17 protein-coding genes are annotated in these 16,507 nt (G+C 35.5%); 15 read left to right on the top strand and 2 right to left on the bottom strand.

The features are described from left to right. Positions 1–46: 46 nt before the first annotated feature. Positions 47–694: a hypothetical protein gene (locus tag IR022_RS01075; RefSeq protein ID WP_194202291.1), complete on the bottom strand. Its 648-nt coding sequence runs from the start codon at positions 692–694 to the stop codon at positions 47–49. Positions 695–764: 70 nt separating this feature from the next. Beyond that, positions 765–2,921 (bottom strand): TonB-dependent receptor, encoded by a 2,157-nt coding sequence (locus tag IR022_RS01070; RefSeq protein ID WP_194202290.1) that lies wholly within the window; start codon positions 2,919–2,921, stop codon positions 765–767. A 122-nt stretch (positions 2,922–3,043) separates the two neighbouring features. Here IR022_RS01070 and IR022_RS01065 point away from each other — a divergent pair, with 122 nt between their 5' ends. The 15 genes from IR022_RS01065 to IR022_RS00995 all read left to right on the top strand — a co-directional run bounded on the left by IR022_RS01065 (position 3,044) and on the right by IR022_RS00995 (position 16,491). Next, positions 3,044–3,616 carry a hypothetical protein gene (locus IR022_RS01065; protein ID WP_194202289.1) on the top strand — a complete coding sequence of 191 codons (573 nt, stop codon included), beginning with the start codon at positions 3,044–3,046 and terminating at the stop codon, positions 3,614–3,616. Next, positions 3,613–4,047: a hypothetical protein gene (locus tag IR022_RS01060; RefSeq protein ID WP_194202288.1), complete on the top strand. Its 435-nt coding sequence runs from the start codon at positions 3,613–3,615 to the stop codon at positions 4,045–4,047. Before IR022_RS01065 ends, IR022_RS01060 begins: the two co-directional genes overlap by 4 nt. Before the next feature lie 212 nt (positions 4,048–4,259). After that, positions 4,260–4,634 (top strand): hypothetical protein, encoded by a 375-nt coding sequence (locus IR022_RS01055; protein ID WP_194202287.1) that lies wholly within the window; start codon positions 4,260–4,262, stop codon positions 4,632–4,634. 152 nt (positions 4,635–4,786) lie between these two features. Further along, positions 4,787–6,172 (top strand): hypothetical protein, encoded by a 1,386-nt coding sequence (locus tag IR022_RS01050; RefSeq protein ID WP_194202286.1) that lies wholly within the window; start codon positions 4,787–4,789, stop codon positions 6,170–6,172. 1 nt (position 6,173) lies between these two features. After that, positions 6,174–6,458 carry a hypothetical protein gene (locus tag IR022_RS01045; RefSeq protein WP_050710248.1) on the top strand — a complete coding sequence of 95 codons (285 nt, stop codon included), beginning with the start codon at positions 6,174–6,176 and terminating at the stop codon, positions 6,456–6,458. A 176-nt stretch (positions 6,459–6,634) separates the two neighbouring features. Further along, positions 6,635–7,111 (top strand): phage holin family protein, encoded by a 477-nt coding sequence (locus tag IR022_RS01040; RefSeq protein WP_050710249.1) that lies wholly within the window; start codon positions 6,635–6,637, stop codon positions 7,109–7,111. Next, entirely contained in the window at positions 7,098–7,520 is a 423-nt protein-coding gene (locus tag IR022_RS01035) for a glycoside hydrolase family 19 protein (protein ID WP_199330238.1), read from the top strand. Before IR022_RS01040 ends, IR022_RS01035 begins: the two co-directional genes overlap by 14 nt. 94 nt (positions 7,521–7,614) lie before the next feature. Continuing rightward, on the top strand, positions 7,615–8,199 hold the full coding sequence (locus tag IR022_RS01030; protein ID WP_194202285.1) for a hypothetical protein: 585 nt from the start codon (positions 7,615–7,617) through the stop codon (positions 8,197–8,199). Positions 8,200–8,374: 175 nt separating this feature from the next. After that, complete coding sequence (locus IR022_RS01025; RefSeq protein WP_194202284.1) at positions 8,375–9,667, top strand: M20 family metallopeptidase; 1,293 nt, start codon at positions 8,375–8,377, stop codon at positions 9,665–9,667. 106 nt (positions 9,668–9,773) lie between these two features. After that, positions 9,774–10,709 (top strand): alpha/beta hydrolase family protein, encoded by a 936-nt coding sequence (locus tag IR022_RS01020; RefSeq protein WP_194202283.1) that lies wholly within the window; start codon positions 9,774–9,776, stop codon positions 10,707–10,709. A gap of 198 nt (positions 10,710–10,907) precedes the next feature. Continuing rightward, positions 10,908–11,246: a T9SS type A sorting domain-containing protein gene (locus tag IR022_RS01015; RefSeq protein ID WP_050710254.1), complete on the top strand. Its 339-nt coding sequence runs from the start codon at positions 10,908–10,910 to the stop codon at positions 11,244–11,246. A 239-nt stretch (positions 11,247–11,485) separates the two neighbouring features. Continuing rightward, positions 11,486–13,135: an alkaline phosphatase PafA gene (gene pafA / locus IR022_RS01010; protein WP_194202282.1), complete on the top strand. Its 1,650-nt coding sequence runs from the start codon at positions 11,486–11,488 to the stop codon at positions 13,133–13,135. Between the two features lie 22 nt (positions 13,136–13,157). Next, positions 13,158–13,655: an SMI1/KNR4 family protein gene (locus IR022_RS01005; RefSeq protein WP_050710256.1), complete on the top strand. Its 498-nt coding sequence runs from the start codon at positions 13,158–13,160 to the stop codon at positions 13,653–13,655. A 67-nt stretch (positions 13,656–13,722) separates the two neighbouring features. After that, a complete protein-coding gene (locus IR022_RS01000; protein ID WP_194202281.1) occupies positions 13,723–14,364 on the top strand; it encodes a YiiX/YebB-like N1pC/P60 family cysteine hydrolase in 642 nt (213 codons plus the stop codon). A gap of 81 nt (positions 14,365–14,445) precedes the next feature. Beyond that, a complete protein-coding gene (locus IR022_RS00995; protein WP_194202280.1) occupies positions 14,446–16,491 on the top strand; it encodes a WG repeat-containing protein in 2,046 nt (681 codons plus the stop codon). The last annotated feature ends 16 nt before the right edge of the window (positions 16,492–16,507 follow it).

Here is a 16,507-nt window from a genome sequence, read left to right as displayed (position 1 = left end):
GTATAAAGATATATATTTTTGAATAGTGTAAGATAGGTTTATAATCTTATTGACACTTTGTGAGTAGCATTGTCAGAAAATTCTTTCCCCAATGAATTTCGCTTGTCAAGTTTTTATTTTCGTTGTAAAGGGCTTCTGATTTCTTTAATTCTCCACAATAATTTTTACCCGATTGCAAAAACGAAGGTAAGTTTTGCTCAAAAAAGGCAAGTAAAAAAACAGGACGGGGATTACTGGCATCCAATTCTATTGCTTTCTTGTAGTTAGACATTACATCGTTATAATACTTTGCACCGTTTGTTGCGGGGTCTCTCACAATCAAAGCACTATAATAGTATCCCCACAAGGTACTTAGTTCCGATTTGTTTACTCCTTTGAGCTTTTCCAACTGATTTAATCGCTCTTTAGCCTCAACTAACAAATTAAGATTATCTTCTGATTGGGGATTAAGGTATATCATTTCCAGATTATTATAAGCCACATAATAAATAGGTAACCATTGGTCGGAATACTTTTGAGCAATACGGTCAAATTGATTACGGACTTGTTTTATTGAACGAATAGTTTTTGCTGTATCCATTTTAGTAATGGCATTCTCCAGACCTTTAGTATATACTTCATCCGTAGATTGAGCGGATAGAGATATAGTAAGCAAAGTGAAAAAGAACAATAAACTGATTTTTAAACTTTTCATAATTAAGTGTTTTTGTTTGATTTAATTCAATCATGTTTTTATTTATACAATAATACAGAGGTCTCGAGCCTCAGAAAGTAGATGGATCATAAGCCGTTTTCCCTCCAAGCGTTATAAAAAGACCAATTACAAAGAATTGGTTTCTATTCGATTGTACAGTTACTCTATCGAATTTTCCGGAACTATTTTTTTGAGATGAATAATTATATCCAAATACATTGGAACGATTCAAGACATTAGAAGCCGATGCATACACAATCACCTTTTTATGAGCCAGATAGGTCACACAAAAATCGAGACTATTATAAGGCGAAGTTTCAGAATTCATAATTCCCGCTTTATTAGGATTGTGATAGGGGCGTCCACTTGCAAACCGATTAGTTACTGCCCATATCGTTTTATATTTAAATAGGTTATATTTCAAGGTAATAGAAGCATTATGCTGAGTCACATATTCGGGTGTAACTTTCTCGGTATATTTCAGAAAGCTACGTTTCGAATTATTATACGAATAAGCAAGTGTATATTGCCAGTTCTTCAGGAATTGAGTATCGCTAAAAAACAAATCTACACCGTTGCTAAAACCTTTACCTGAAGCTTTGTAGTTGTAATTACTTCCAGTCACTAGGTTATCGTATGTTTTGTGATAAAACTCAGCTCGATATACTTTGTTTTTAGATTGATGATGTACTCCAAAAAGAAAATGCTGACAAATTTCAGTCTTCAACTCATTATTATACAGAAGATAATCTCTATCTGCTAACTGTTGATATTTACCATAAGTAGCCAAGATGGTATAATCATTGTAAGCATAGCTAAGAGATATTCGGGGAAGTACATTCCATGATTTATTTATAGAAGTATATTCTAATCGGGACGATATGTTCAAAAACAGATCAGAGGCTAGTATAAAATCATTCATCACATATAGTCCGTTTATAGAATGGTCGATATCCGAACTAAAGGTTGCAGTGTCGGCATAAGAAAAGTTGTATGCTCTTATCATCGACTCAGCTCCAACACCCAATTTATAGGTATCGCTAAAGCGTTTAGAGATTTTTGTTTTTAAATGTAATTCCGATTCTTTCATCCCTACCCTGTCTTCGGCAACCAATCCGCCCATTATTCTTTTATCATTTATGGAAAGTGCTGCTCCTGAGAAGAAATTGAATCCTGATTTTGATTTCGTTCTAAATGTTGTATTCAGATAGGTATTGTCTTCATTGAAATTAAGATTTCGTTCATTGGTCGAAAAGTTATTCTTTGTGACTCTTTCAAATCGGGTTTTATCATAAGCGAAATAAGTTTTAAGAACCGAATTTTCTCCTATATTGAATCTTAACTGATTTTGTGCCGATAATGTAGAGTAAGGTTTAATCCATTCCCCACGACCTCTTGAATACAGAAAATTCTCATAAGGTCCCAAATTGGTATAATCCACATTAAAAGAGGCTGAAGATTGTGCCCACGATTTAGTTCCTCCTGCGCCTGCACCCACATTTAATATACTAGCTCCTAGTTTTGAAACACGACTTTCGTCCTTAGTTGATAATGGTAGAATACTAGACAGACCTTGAGAATATTCGGAAGAATAACCTCCTAGTTGAAAGCTGATTCCATCAAATAAGAAAGGTGAATAGCGACCTCTGGCAGCCGTATTTTCGGGTGTCGAAGAATATGGATTCAACACATGCATATCATCTATGTAGGTTTGCGACTCTCGGCTTTCCCCTCCCCGTACAAGCAATTTACCATCTGTTCCTGCCGCCTGTACTCCAGGCAAAACAGACATTGCTTTATACAAATCGCCATCTGATCCGGCAACAGTAACCAACTCAACTGCACTTTTGAGATTATCGGGAGAGCCTCCCTTTAATTGAAAGCTACTTGCTGAAACTACAACTTCTGATAATACTTTAGCGTTTGGTTTCAATACTATTATAAGTTTATCTTGTTGTGGTATGTTTATTTCTTTGCTATAATCTTCATACCCGAGTAAGGTTGCCTTTAAAATGACTGTTCCAAACGCTGATGTTTCTAATTCAAACATTCCATCTTCTTCGGAACTTGTTCCATCTATAGTTCCTGCTATTGACACATTCACAAATGCGAGTGGAGCATTATTCTCATCACTGATTAACCCTTTGACTGTATTTTCTTGTCCGTATAAACTCATATAGGCACTAATAAAAATTAATTGTACGAGGCAGATATAAATTATTTTCATTGCTTGTTTTTCAATTTCACTCCACAAATATAAATAAGTTTACATTATAAACTATATTAATATATAAATAATTTTACACACCACATATCAAAAACAAATGAATTTATCTATACAATAAAAAGATGGCCTATAAATTGACAAAAGGTATCGATAATGTTCCAGAATATAATTTAGGGGGAATATCAAATATTTGGCTACTTAACATAGACGATTTTAAGGCATATCAGTTTCGAGATGATAGCTTATATAATTCAGGCTATGTAAATGAAGTCTATAAAAGTAATCCCTTTATCGAATTGGGGCGTGTAGACGAAACCAATCTAAAAGAAACAATAGGAAACGGAATATACAAACAAGAACTGAACACTTTTGTACGCACGTTGAGCGAAGAGACTTTGAACTGGCTTCAATATGCTATGCAGGGAAGATACTTGGTTATTTTCCGAACAATGCACGATCGCTTTTTCACATTTGGATCAGATGGAGGGGTAAAACTTTCCTACTCAGCACAAACCGGACAAATGGGTGATGTAAATGGAGCAACGATCAAACTAGAAAAGAACTCTATCTATCCCATGTTCGAAGTTAATGGTGATACTTTAAAGACAAAGGTGTTAGGCAGTGAGTTTCTTTCGTATATAACTACCGAAAAAAGCGATATCATAAATACAAATTACTTAATAGAAATTCCATGAGTAACAATCTTCGAATTATTAAAATCAGCGATCTGCCAGACAGCAGAAGCGTAGAATCAACGTACTTTTTCGGATACGACTCCGACCCCAACAAACCTTTAAATGAACAATCTGTCAAAATTCCATTTTCGGCTGTTGCCAAAGCTTCGAATGAAAGACGGATAGGTATTGTTATGGAGACCAATGAGCAAGTCATTCCTATTGGCGAAAAAATGAAAATAACAGAAGCCAGAGGCAATAATCTGGGCAGCTTAAAAATTAAAGCAAATAATTCTTCTACTAATTGGACTCCAGTCCCACTAAAGGATAATACTATAAGCATAGACCTCAGCAGTTATGTAGATGCTGGGTTTGATGCTTTGATTCAGATAGAAAGAACTAGTACTGATAACACAGCTACTGTTTATTTATTCACTAAAATATTAGAATAACAATTATGATTTACGAAGTAAAACAAGCAAAAAAACATACAAAATCGATGACCTGAAGCCGTTCAATCAGCAATCGCAAGAATTTCAGTCCGCTTTTCATGAAGCCGAGAAAATAACAGCTGATGGAATTTTCATGGTCGAATTTGACAATGCAACAACATCGCTATTCACCAAATCAAATAGAGTATTAATATCATTAAATGAAATAGAAAATGAAAACATTTGATTGGAAAGATAGCTATATAACAAATGGAGGAATACCGGTTGTAGGCTCTGCAAACTATTTTTCAATACTTGCCACAACTGCAGGATCAGGTACTAGAGAAAATCCATATCCTCCCAACTTAAATATACCAGGAACAAACCAATACGTAATTATTAGTAATGGCACATTTCAAGGTTTATACATGCATGGCACTCCAATTGTTATAGGTCAATCAATGGAATCCTCAATATTAGATCCACTCTCCTCTGCAGGGAACTATTTCCATGGTAAAGATTTAACTTTTAAGTCAGCTAAGACTGCAACTGCATCTTATACATATGTTAGGACTTATGGTAAAATTGTATTTTCGATAATTTTATAGCATTATCATCTGCGGGGAATCCCATTCCACAATCACCAGCAGAAAAAGCTGTTATTAACTGTATACAAAAAGGCAAAGCATATGTAAGAAATATAATTGGCAATCCTGTCAACTTTCTATTCTGTGTACAAAACACTTTCGTTGATTGTGTTATGTCAGAAGAAAGTTATTATGCTATATTAACTGGAAGTTCCTTATTTAATAGGTGTACTTTTAATATCGACCAAACATCTTTAGTAGCAACTACTACGATAGCCCAATATAATGGATTTAATAACTGCTTATTCAAAATTGGAAATGAAACAAATGCAACTCTGTTAACAGGTAATACAGAAAGTGAATTAAGAGCAAATTTTGTTACTCGCTGTGTTTCACAAGGATTAGAAGTACCAACTATAAATGATTTCGGAACTGACATAGCTGCTGGTCGCTGGATTTTCAGCAAGACATCCGTATCGGGAGACTATATTACTATAAAAGATAGTGAAATAGATAAATTCTCCAAAACAAGAGGTATATATCTTGGACATTCAGATATAGCCCAAAGAGTTATCCCTATAACTACAGCCTTAAACATACCAGCTTCTATAAGTGCTGAAATGCCAAAAGAAAACGTAGTAGTTCAAAATGACTCTATTTCTTTAAATATAGCCGATGTAACACAGAGAACAGAAGCTTACGTTGATAGCAAAATTATTTGGCTTGGAGGATTATGCAAATTAAAAGACTTAAACATTATACATAATCTACCTGAGTTCGCAGGGATATCACCAGATAGCTCTTATGGACTTGCTAAAGACCCTACCGAAAAAAGTAAGTTACAACCCAGTACTCATTATATTGTAAGATCAAAAAGTGGATATAATGCAATTAGTTCTATAAGATACAATAACGTAGTATATTCATCTTCCGTATTATTACGAAAAAATGTCTTTTTAACCAGCAATATAACACCACAACCTGCATATACGGATGAGAGTGGACAACCTGAAGTATTTCAGGTACTTGATATGTCAAACCAAAAAAGTATTCAGGCTCGCTTAATGCGTGAACTTCCTACTGCCACAATTACATCTGGCAATTTACAGAAAGATTATTGGTATTTCGTAGAACCCACAAATTTGAACGACTTAACAGGGTATATTACCTACAAGCAAACTAAAAGACCAGCATTAGATTCTTTCTTGGCTGACTCAACAGCAACTTTTGAAACGACAGCCAATGTTCGCTTGCGAAGATGCTGGAAACAAGATTATAATCACAGCACCGAAACTACAGACAAAGCCTTTTGGGAAAATAAACAAAAGCCTTATTATTTCGATATTGCGAGTAATGATCTTAGATGCTTGTTAAAAGATAGTAATCCACTTTCTGTTGAAATGGCAGTAGGTGAGGATGGGAAATATATTGCATCTGGTCATGTTGAATTTTATAATGCAATAACAGGAGCAAGTGGTATAAAAATACCTCCATATGATAACATTGTAGGATCATTCTTACAATTAAGAATACCAATAACAACTATAAACCCTATGTAATATGGCAGACTTCGACAATGGTTTACCCCCTCTAAACACGGATCTGACAGGTAAAAGAATCTCTAATATAACCTTAGATAGTTCTGAATATAAAGCAGCAGAGAGTCAGAGGATACAAACCATAAGTATAGATACTGATGAACCTAAAGAGCTAGAACCACAATCGATAGAGTCTATTACTATAAATACAGAAAAGGTAGAAGGCAATGTAAAACCATACTCTATTAATAATATAGTACTCGCTACCGAGCCTGAAGGTAAAAACATCGTTCTATTTTACTTATAAATATAAAGACTTCAGGTTAAAGATCCATTGCAGAATAAATCATAAACTTGTCTGCAACCTCAATTAAAAACTGTGTCGAAGGAAATTACTCTTCTCGGCACAGTTTTTTCGTTAAAAAAGGCGTAAGGCCACACCCCTATTTTATCTATAAGGTAGAAATATAAACCTATATAAATATGACACAACTTTTAATTAATTCATTTCTGAACAAGGATTATGAAGTACTAACTATCAAACTAGAACTAGTTATCATTATGTGGGTAGTTGTACTCATAGCCATTATCATAGACCTCATATCGGGACTACGCAAAGCTACTCTTTTGGGAGAGATACATACTTCATATGGATTTCGTCGTACGGTAAGTAAAATGGTACAATATTATGGACTATTATGCTTTGCTTTTATGTTCGATGTACTAGCATCCTTAGTATTACCACTATCTTATTTTTCGATGTTAGCTAGTTTCTTTCTGGTATTTATAGAAGCAAAATCGGTATTGGAAAAAGCTCAGGATAAAGACAGACGAAAAATAAATGAAAGCATAAAAGACCTGGTAATACTCATCGAAAATAAAGACAATCTACTGAAAGGAGTATCAGAAATACTCAAGAATTCGGAAAACCATCAAACAGAACAACATGATACTAACTAACGATCCACTCAAGAAAATGTATCCATTCTCGACTGAGAAAAACAGGTTGAAATATTTACCTTACCTCAATCAATTCATGCCACTCTTCGAAATCAATACACAAGCCAGAGCAGCTGCATTCTTAGCACAAATTGGGCACGAATCGGGACAGCTTTTCTATAACGAAGAGATAGCTTCGGGCAAAGCTTACGAAGGCAGGCTTGATCTTGGAAATACAGAAAAGGGTGATGGCATAAAGTTTAAAGGCAGAGGGTTGATTCAGATAACAGGAAGAGCCAACTATCAAAAGCTAACAAACGAAATAAGAGGACTACCCTTAGGTGTCGATTTTGTAGACCAACCCGATCTACTCAAAGAACCCGAGTATGCTGTAAATCGGCTTGCTGGTGGTGGCACAATCGCAAGCTAAACGAGTTAGCAGATGGTGATTCTGAAGCCAACTTTAAACGAATCACACGCATTATTAACGGAGGTTATAACGGATACACAGACAGATATAAAATATGGCAACGAGCAAAACAGATTCTAAACCAATGAAAAAGCAAACTCTATACATAATATACGCACTCATCGGTTTCATATCCGGATTTATAATTGGTAGACAAAACTCGCAATCAGAAGAATCTATTAAATACATAAAAGGGGAGACGATAGAGAAACTGGTAGAAATACCAATACCCTACGAAATAGAAATACCTTCAAAACCCATTTATTTATACAAACAGTCGGATACAGTATTCAACACTATTACAACAGAAGTAGATACCAACGCAATATTAAACGATTGGATAATAAAACGAAGCTACAAAAAAAATCTTTTTGACAATCAACATGGAACTTTAGCGATAGATGCTTCCATACAATACAATCAATTACACTCACTTAAATACGAGTTCACCCCTATACAAAAAGAAATATCGATCAGAAAAGAGCAAGTGTGGATGCCTTATACAAGCATATCGTACATCACATTGAACTATATAGGTATGGGCGGAGGTATTTTTTATCACAATCTGGGCTTAGGAGCCAAGTATGTAACAGACTTTAAGCAGAAAGGCGTAGAGTTTGAACTAAAATATAAGTTCTAAAAAGTCTACAACTGCAACTGAATAAACTGTGTCAGCAAGCTATAAGTATTAACTATAGTTTACTGACACACATTTTTATGCGCGAATTTAATTCAGAGAAACACTGCAAAAACATGTAACCTTTTTAATCTATTGCGTCTTATTTAGAAAGAGAACTAATTAACTGATATTTGCAATGAAGAAACAAATTATACTATTGCTGATTGTCTTAACCATCGTTTCTTGCGCCTCAAATATTGCTTATGGACAAGATAAAAAAAGTGAAACCTTAATTCATGAATCTATTCGACTTGAAACTGATAAGATTTTAGACAAGTTAATTGAAATTAGAAGAGATTTTCACAAATACCCGGAAGTTTCGAGTGAAGAAAAGAGAACACAAGAAGTTATAAAAAAACATCTATTAGAATTAGGTCTTCAAGTTGAAACAGACATCTACGGGTATGCCATTGTAGGCATTTTAGAAGGAGATAAAAAAGGAAAAAAGATTGCTTGGCGAGCTGATATGGATGCTTTACCGGATAATTCTCCTGATAATGTTGATTTCAAATCTATAATACAAGGTGCTAAACATAGTTGTGGGCACGATGTGCATCTGGCAATTGCATTAGGAATAGCAGAGGTTCTTTCAAAAAACAAAAGCTCTTTACAAGGAACAGTCTATTTTATTTTTCAGCCGGAAGAGGAAACCTTTGAAGGTGCAAAAGGTATGCTTGACAATAAATTGCTCACTAAATTTGAGATTGACGAGATTTACGGACTTCATATAATACCATTACAAGTGGGACAAATAATGGTAAAGCCAAACGAAATGTATGCCTACCAAAAAGAAGTAAGAATAGAACTTAAAAATACGCTATCCCAAGAAGAAACAAAAGAACTTGCAACAAAGATCCGCAATTCATTAGTTAGAGCAAAGGATGGAAGTAAGCCCTGGGAACTCCAATTGCTTGTTGACCCTGAGATTGGATTGGCAAGCCCGAACTCTATTTTCAAAGACTTTCTGATTGCAGAAGAAAATTTTAGAATTCATTCTGAAAATGACAAAATACAGATTGATGCCCAATTATATGAAACAGATTCAGCCAGATTACAGAATATCAGTCCCATTATAAAACAAGTAATTAAAGACCAAAATTATTCTTCTCAATTACTTTCTGTTTCATTTATAAGAGGAAATCCAATTGTTATAAACGACCCTAAACTGACAAATGCTTCCATAGATATACTCAGCGATATTTATGGAAAACAGATTGTTGCAACGTGCTATGGACAAGTGCCTTATTCTAATGACGACTTCGCCTATTTTCAACAAAAAATACCTGGAGTTTACTTCTTCCTCGGAGGTTCTAATTTCGAAAAAGGAATTATATCAATGCCCCATTTTCCTAACTATGGAGTGGATGAAGAGTGTATCAAAATTGGAGTCAAAACATTTTCGTCTTTGATATTCGAGAGACTGCAATAAGAGGCAGTCTTATATCTATCTCACAAAATACAAACAGCAATTCAAATAGTATCAATACAGTATAAGTATCAATTTTGTCTCAACAGCCTTCAATAAAAAGACATATATGAACAAAAATAATTACACCATAAGCTACACTAAAAGCTTTGATAGAGTAAGAAGTATCTCTATTTCTTATCTGAAATGTCTTTTTTTACTGTTCCTCTTAGTATCATTCAATGAAGTAAAAGCACAATCGCCAGAGATGATTACTGAAAATATCAGCTTTAATAGTGAGGGAGTCACATTGGTTGGCACAATCTACAAACCTCAGCATTCGCATGCAGCCGTAGTTATTGTACATGGGTCTGGTCAGGAATCTCGCACGAAGGGTTTTGCATCACTTTTGGCTAAAAATGGAATTTCGGTGTTAACCTATGACAAACGTGGAGTTGGCGAATCGGGAGGAATTTATGCAGGTCCCGAAGTAGGCACTAACAACATCGATTCGGCTAACCTCACCCTATTAGCTAAAGATGCAAGCGCCGCCATAAATGTACTTCATCAGCAAAACAAGGATGTACCTATTGGTTTAGTTGGTTTTAGTCAGGCAGGGTGGATTATTCCTATTGCCGCAAACAACAATTCGCTTGTAGATTTTATGGTATTGTTTAGTGAATCTCTGGTCCCAACTCTTGAACAACTTCGATTTCAGTTTTTCACAGAAGGAAAGCCTAATTTTTGGGACAACCATACCGAAGCTGAAGTACGCGAACATGTACGGAATGATGCCGATCGTTATCAATTTGCAAACACCGATCCTTGCGATGCACTTGGCACACTTTCTATTCCGGGGCTTTGGCTTTTTGGTAACAAGGATGTGCAAATACCAGTCCGGTTATCAATGGAGTATCTCAACGCACTCAAGGCGCAGGGGAAGCCTTACGAATACTGCTTATTTTCAACATTAGGTCATAACCTTACATTTTCTGACTCTACTGAACCTATTAACATTGCTATTCATTGGATTGAAAATAGACAGCATTACATAAAAGACAAATAGCAGTAGAAACTAGAAAGCCAACTTTCCTTATTTATCCAATATAAACCTTTGTTCTTTCACAAACAAAGGTTCTCAGCTAAAACAATTTAGAAAACAATCAATTACAAACTAGCACAAGAGTTAAATCAGTATATTTCTTTGGTGATTCGAATTATTTATTTACATTTGTTAAGGTTTAGGATTTATCATATTTGAGCTATGAAGCAACTTATTATCATCGTGTTATTTTTCTGCTGCATAACAGGCATTTCTGTTGGTGGGAATTATCATGGCTCTCCTCATCCTGAATTCTTGAATCCTACTTCTAAGGATGGTAATAGGTATTCCTATGTTATATCCACCACGAGCGAAGCTATTCTTATTTCTTCTATTCCAGAGGGTTCGCATATATGGGTATTTAATCCTTCGGGACAAAACATCTACAATAAAGTAGCAAAAGAAAGTTTTGTTACAGTGCCTATACGCTCGAAAGGTGTTTTCATTATCAGAATAAAATCCTCTAAAGAAATCTATACAACTAAGGTTATTGTAAAATAAGAGAAGTTATAAACGCCATCTACTTTTTAACTTTTTAGTAACCTTATTTTCATTTTTAAGTGAAATTCTTAACTTTTTAGGCTGTTATTTTTCAAGATAGCCTCCCTTCCTTTTGTGTCTTTTTTCATAACTTTACATGAGATTAAACGACGCATAGTTTCTCGTTTTTTATAAAAAAAATAAAAGCTTTTAAAGCCTGAAACCTCGCATCTATCATTATACGAAAAAAGCATAAAACAATGAATGTGAAAAAATTTCTTACATTTCCTCTCTTGTTGGCAACCTTCTCTATTTTTGCCCAATCGGGAAATCAGACTCAAGTAAACCGTCCCAAATTAGTAGTTGGTATTGTAGTAGATCAAATGCGTTGGGATTACCTCTACCGATACTATGACAGATACAGTAACAATGGTTTTAAACGTATGCTGAACGAAGGTTTCACGTGCGAAAACACCATGCTCAATTATGTACCATCCTATACGGCAATCGGGCATAGTACTATTTACACAGGCTCGGTTCCTGCTATACATGGCATAGCAGGCAACGATTTTATAGTACAGGCTACGGGGCAATCGCTATATTGCACACAAGACGATAATGTAAACAGTGTAGGCACTAAAGACAAGAATGCAACTGCCGGAAAGATGTCGCCCTTTAATCTGAAAGCCAGCACCATAACAGACGAATTGAAACTTGCTACCAATTTTCGTTCCAAAGTAGTAGGTGTTTCTATTAAAGACAGAGGAAGTATACTTCCTGCAGGACATGCTGCCAACGCTGCTTATTGGTTCGATGGAGAATCGGGGAACTGGATTACAAGTACATGGTACATGGACGATCTACCCAAATGGTTGAAAGAATTCAACAGCAAAGAAGTAGCTAAAAAATATCTCGATCAAAATTGGAATACCCTCTACCCTATTGATACTTATGTACAAAGCACAAGCGATGATAATATCTATGAGGAAACATTCAAAGGCATCGATAAAGTAAAATTCCCAATTAAAACATCCGATCTGGTAAAAAAGAATGGCTTGGGACTTATCCGCACCACTCCTTATGGCAATACATTGACTTTGGATGTTGCCAAATTAGTAATCGAAAACGAACAAATGGGTAACAATCAAGTTACCGACTTTCTGGCTGTCAGCCTATCGTCACCCGATTATATTGGACATCAGTTTGGACCCAACTCGGTAAAGGTGGAAGACAACTATCTACGGCTGGATAAAGACTTAGGTGACTTTTTTGCATACTTAGATCAGAAAGTAGGAAAAGGTAATTATACTGTATTCCTTACTGCCGACCACGGTGGTGCACATAACGGACAATTCCTTAGGGATAATAAAATTCCCGCAGGAAACTGGGATGTAAAAACAATCAATACTGGATTGAATAAATTTCTGGCAGAAAAATTTGGTGTAGATAATCTAGTCTATAATTTATACAATTATCAGGTAAACTATAATTACAAGCAAATCAACTCATCTATCGATATGGACGATTTGCGTGAAGCATCTATCCAATATCTGCAAAAAGTTGAAGGTGTGGCTTATGTAGTAGAAACCGCTAAGGTATCGGAAGCAACTATTCCTGCCGTTATCAAAGAAAAGATAGTAAACGGATATAACAGAGATCTTTGTGGCGAAATACAAATTATCCTAAAACCGGGATGGTACAGCGACAGCGATTTAAAAGGTGCTACACATGGCACATGGAATCCTTACGATGCACACATACCATTGGTGTGGATGGGTTGGGGAATTAAACAAGGATCGTCGAACACCGAGGTTTACATGACAGATATAGCTCCAACAGTTGCTGCACTGCTACATATACAAATGCCAAGCGGATGTATAGGTAAGCCTATCACCGACTTGTGGAAGTAAAATCGAAGAAAACAAATAGTAAATGAACTATATAGAAAATCTTGAAATTGGCGGTTTTAATTTCATCCATAGAGAAAACCCTCGAGATTTACCTGCTGAAATACTCAAACGATACCAGAATATTCCAGAGGATTACTTGATTTTTCTGAAACAGTTTGAGCTAATAGCCACAGACGACGATACAACATGGTTCAACTCAATTGAAGATTTTAATGGTGAATCTGAAAATGTATTTACATGGAACGATTTTGAATTGCAAAGTCTCGAAATTTATCACACTGGTGAGAAGGAATCTGAAAATGTACGGAAATTCTGGAACAACCATCTCCCGATTGTATTATCGGTGAAAGGAGAATATCAATATTTGGCTATTTGCTTGGAAAACGATCGACATGGAGAGATAGTTTATGGTCTTGAACCCGAATTTGAAGAAGTTACAAAAGTTTGTGATAACTTTGAACAGTTAATGGTATTGATAAGAAATCCACTGAGTAACGAAACTCTCAAGTATTTTGTATGACATCAGACTATTAGATGAAGAAGACAAGACACTAAATAACAAAATAGGTATAAAACAATAAGACCAGATGCTTAATATTATATTATCGACATTTATCTTTCTTTCCCCTTTCTTCCCGAATGACAATGTAGGAAACAGTCTTCAAGACGGAGATCTTATATTTCAGGAATCTTGTAACGGAGATATGGGCGATGCCATAAAAGATGTAACATCAGGCATAGAGGGCTATAATTTCACACATGTGGGCATTGTATATATTGATGCTACAACCAATGTGGTGTATGTTATTGAAGCCACACACCCTAAAGTGCGTATAACACCCTTGCAGGAATATATACACCCAGAGGATGCCAAATGTGCTCCAAAATCGGTTGTCGGACGTTTAAAGCCTCAGTTCAGAGCTTTAATACCACAAGCTTTGGAAGAAGCAAAGAAACTGGTAGGCAAAGATTACGACGATGCTTTCGACCTCAGCAACGATCAATATTATTGCTCGGAACTTATTTATGACATTCTACTCAAGGCAAATAATAATGTACCCGTATTTCCATTGAATGTAATGACTTTCAAATCGAAGGAAACGGGTGAATATTCGCCCAATTGGGTCACACATTTCAAGAAGCTGGGCATACCTATACCCGAAGGCGAAAAGGGTATAAATCCCGGAGCAATGTCTCAACAATCGGATATCATCGATATAATAAACTAACAACCAAAAGAGTAGAAATTGAACTTCTACTCTTTTATTTTTTTTATTACTTTTGTTAGCGTAAAAAAAACACATCACACTATGCTAAAGAGAATCTCTGTTACAATTTTCACACTACTAGTCCTATATTCTGGAGCCAAAGCTCAAAACATGAAAGAGGACATAAAAAAATACATAGAAAGTATTCAAAGTATTGAGGACGCCCGCGATAAACTGGACGAACAAATAAAAGCTATCGATTTTATAGAAAGCATGCATAGCCTGCAAAGTATAAAACTTATGTCGGCAGACGAGGATGAGGAAGATAGTAACGAGGATGAGGATTACAAGCCAGCCATTTCTATTCCTACCCATATAAATGGTGATAGTATAAAAGCCAAACTTGCGAATTATTTTCAGAAAATATCTTTCACTCAAAATTTGACTCCTCCAACGTCTGAGTTTAGAAGTGGCTACGATGCTTCCGACCTTGCTCTTATTTTTGGTATCCCCCTATCCAACCCAGATGCTCTGATTAATCTGACAGCTCATAAAATATATTACGCAGATGGTACAATTGAAAGTCCCGAGAAAGAATTATTCCTAAAGCAATATCAGGAGTTTGACCACGCCCGATTTATTGATAGTATGCAAGTAAAGATGGTGCTACATTATCCCACGGCTGTACAAAAGATATCCCTATCGGCAGAGCAGACATCTGTTGAAGACAGCACTATACAAATGACCTCTATCCAAAAGCGAGAAGCCAGCCTTACATTATCCAAAAAAGTTTATAACAATCTGATAGTAATACAAGGTATCGACAATAATGGTAAGGCATTAGACCATACCTCTAAAAGCACATCTTCTAATTATTCACCATCCACAAGTATCTATTTTCAAGAAGTAGCTAAAGAAAGTCAGGTAATAATTGACAATATAGACAATAAGAAATACGCTTCGTTTGACGATCTAAAAAAAGACATGCTTCAGAGACTATCGTCTATTGAAGCCCCCGAAGAAAGCCAACACTATACAGCATGGGTACAATTCAAGAGAAAAATCAAAGGCGTTGATATATATTATACAACACAACAAGATAGTATAGAGATATCTGAAACAATTGTCAATAGAGATTTATCTAGGTCTTCAAAAAAAGGTTTTCATCTAGCCAGTGACTCTGAAACCTACAAGTATGGTGTTGTAGACAATACGGGTAATTGGATTATCGAACCTCAATTCCTTTGGTTGAAACATTTCAACGACCTCTTTTTTGAAGGAGAGAAAGATGAGAACGATCAAGACTATAAAACTTATAAACTGGATATTGAAAAACGAATACTTGCACCCTATAAATACCAAATAGCAGATACCATATCGGGCAAGTATTATGTGGTTTATGAAGGTGAATCTTCGGACAAAACAGGACTGATGGATAGAGACGAAAAGATAATAATACCTCTCGAAAAATATTCTATTTACTCTCCTCTGAAAAATCTGTTCATTGTGAAAGCTAGTAATGGAGAAACTATTAAAACCGGTTTGTACAACGAATTGGGTGAAGTAATACTACCTGAGATATACTATCCGATAAATGTTGGAGAAGATGGCTATATATACGCCTCCATCTATGATAATGAGAGACTATTAACTACCATATTTGATACTGATATCAAACAAATAACAAAGGATAAATGGAGTGCACAAAATCAATTCACCCCTCACTCCGATCTGGTATTAATTGAGGATGAAAACGGGAGTAAGTTCTATATCAATAAACAAGCAGAGATAGTAATTCCACAATCAAACGACTATGAGTTCGACAATGAGTTCTGGTTTGGTATGACAGTTGTTGAGCAAAAAGACCCCAAAACGGAAGAATATAAATACGGGTATATTGATACAAAAGGTAAGCTAACAATTCCCATTGAATATGACAGAGCCCTACCCTTTCAGGGCGAATACGCTTATGTAGAGAAAGATGGCAAAGCCATGCTTATTGATAAAAACAACAATATCTATAAAGCATTACCACTTATTATCGGCAGTTGGGGATATGTATTAGATATCGACCCCACTTATACCCAATATCGCTTGGATGACGATAGTGTACTTGACGGATACGGAAACTTTGTAAAGAATATGTGATAAGTTTAACAGTTAT

Source organism: Dysgonomonas sp. GY617, assembly GCF_015233815.1.
Lineage (GTDB): Bacteria > Bacteroidota > Bacteroidia > Bacteroidales > Dysgonomonadaceae > Dysgonomonas_A.
Note: the sequence above shows the minus strand (reverse complement) of the source record. Positions and strands in the feature narration are given on the sequence as shown.

Excerpts from the sequence above, each read along its gene's own strand:
- IR022_RS01075 (WP_194202291.1), bottom strand. The coding sequence starts at position 694 with ATGAAAAGTTTAAAAATCAGTTTATTGTTCTTTTTCACTTTGCTTACT.
- IR022_RS01070 (WP_194202290.1), bottom strand. The coding sequence starts at position 2,921 with ATGAAAATAATTTATATCTGCCTCGTACAATTAATTTTTATTAGTGCC.
- IR022_RS01065 (WP_194202289.1), top strand. The coding sequence starts at position 3,044 with ATGGCCTATAAATTGACAAAAGGTATCGATAATGTTCCAGAATATAAT.
- IR022_RS01060 (WP_194202288.1), top strand. The coding sequence starts at position 3,613 with ATGAGTAACAATCTTCGAATTATTAAAATCAGCGATCTGCCAGACAGC.
- IR022_RS01055 (WP_194202287.1), top strand. The coding sequence starts at position 4,260 with ATGAAAACATTTGATTGGAAAGATAGCTATATAACAAATGGAGGAATA.
- IR022_RS01050 (WP_194202286.1), top strand. The coding sequence starts at position 4,787 with ATGTCAGAAGAAAGTTATTATGCTATATTAACTGGAAGTTCCTTATTT.
- IR022_RS01045 (WP_050710248.1), top strand. The coding sequence starts at position 6,174 with ATGGCAGACTTCGACAATGGTTTACCCCCTCTAAACACGGATCTGACA.
- IR022_RS01040 (WP_050710249.1), top strand. The coding sequence starts at position 6,635 with ATGACACAACTTTTAATTAATTCATTTCTGAACAAGGATTATGAAGTA.
- IR022_RS01035 (WP_199330238.1), top strand. The coding sequence starts at position 7,098 with ATGATACTAACTAACGATCCACTCAAGAAAATGTATCCATTCTCGACT.
- IR022_RS01030 (WP_194202285.1), top strand. The coding sequence starts at position 7,615 with ATGGCAACGAGCAAAACAGATTCTAAACCAATGAAAAAGCAAACTCTA.
- IR022_RS01025 (WP_194202284.1), top strand. The coding sequence starts at position 8,375 with ATGAAGAAACAAATTATACTATTGCTGATTGTCTTAACCATCGTTTCT.
- IR022_RS01020 (WP_194202283.1), top strand. The coding sequence starts at position 9,774 with ATGAACAAAAATAATTACACCATAAGCTACACTAAAAGCTTTGATAGA.
- IR022_RS01015 (WP_050710254.1), top strand. The coding sequence starts at position 10,908 with ATGAAGCAACTTATTATCATCGTGTTATTTTTCTGCTGCATAACAGGC.
- pafA (WP_194202282.1), top strand. The coding sequence starts at position 11,486 with ATGAATGTGAAAAAATTTCTTACATTTCCTCTCTTGTTGGCAACCTTC.
- IR022_RS01005 (WP_050710256.1), top strand. The coding sequence starts at position 13,158 with ATGAACTATATAGAAAATCTTGAAATTGGCGGTTTTAATTTCATCCAT.
- IR022_RS01000 (WP_194202281.1), top strand. The coding sequence starts at position 13,723 with ATGCTTAATATTATATTATCGACATTTATCTTTCTTTCCCCTTTCTTC.
- IR022_RS00995 (WP_194202280.1), top strand. The coding sequence starts at position 14,446 with ATGCTAAAGAGAATCTCTGTTACAATTTTCACACTACTAGTCCTATAT.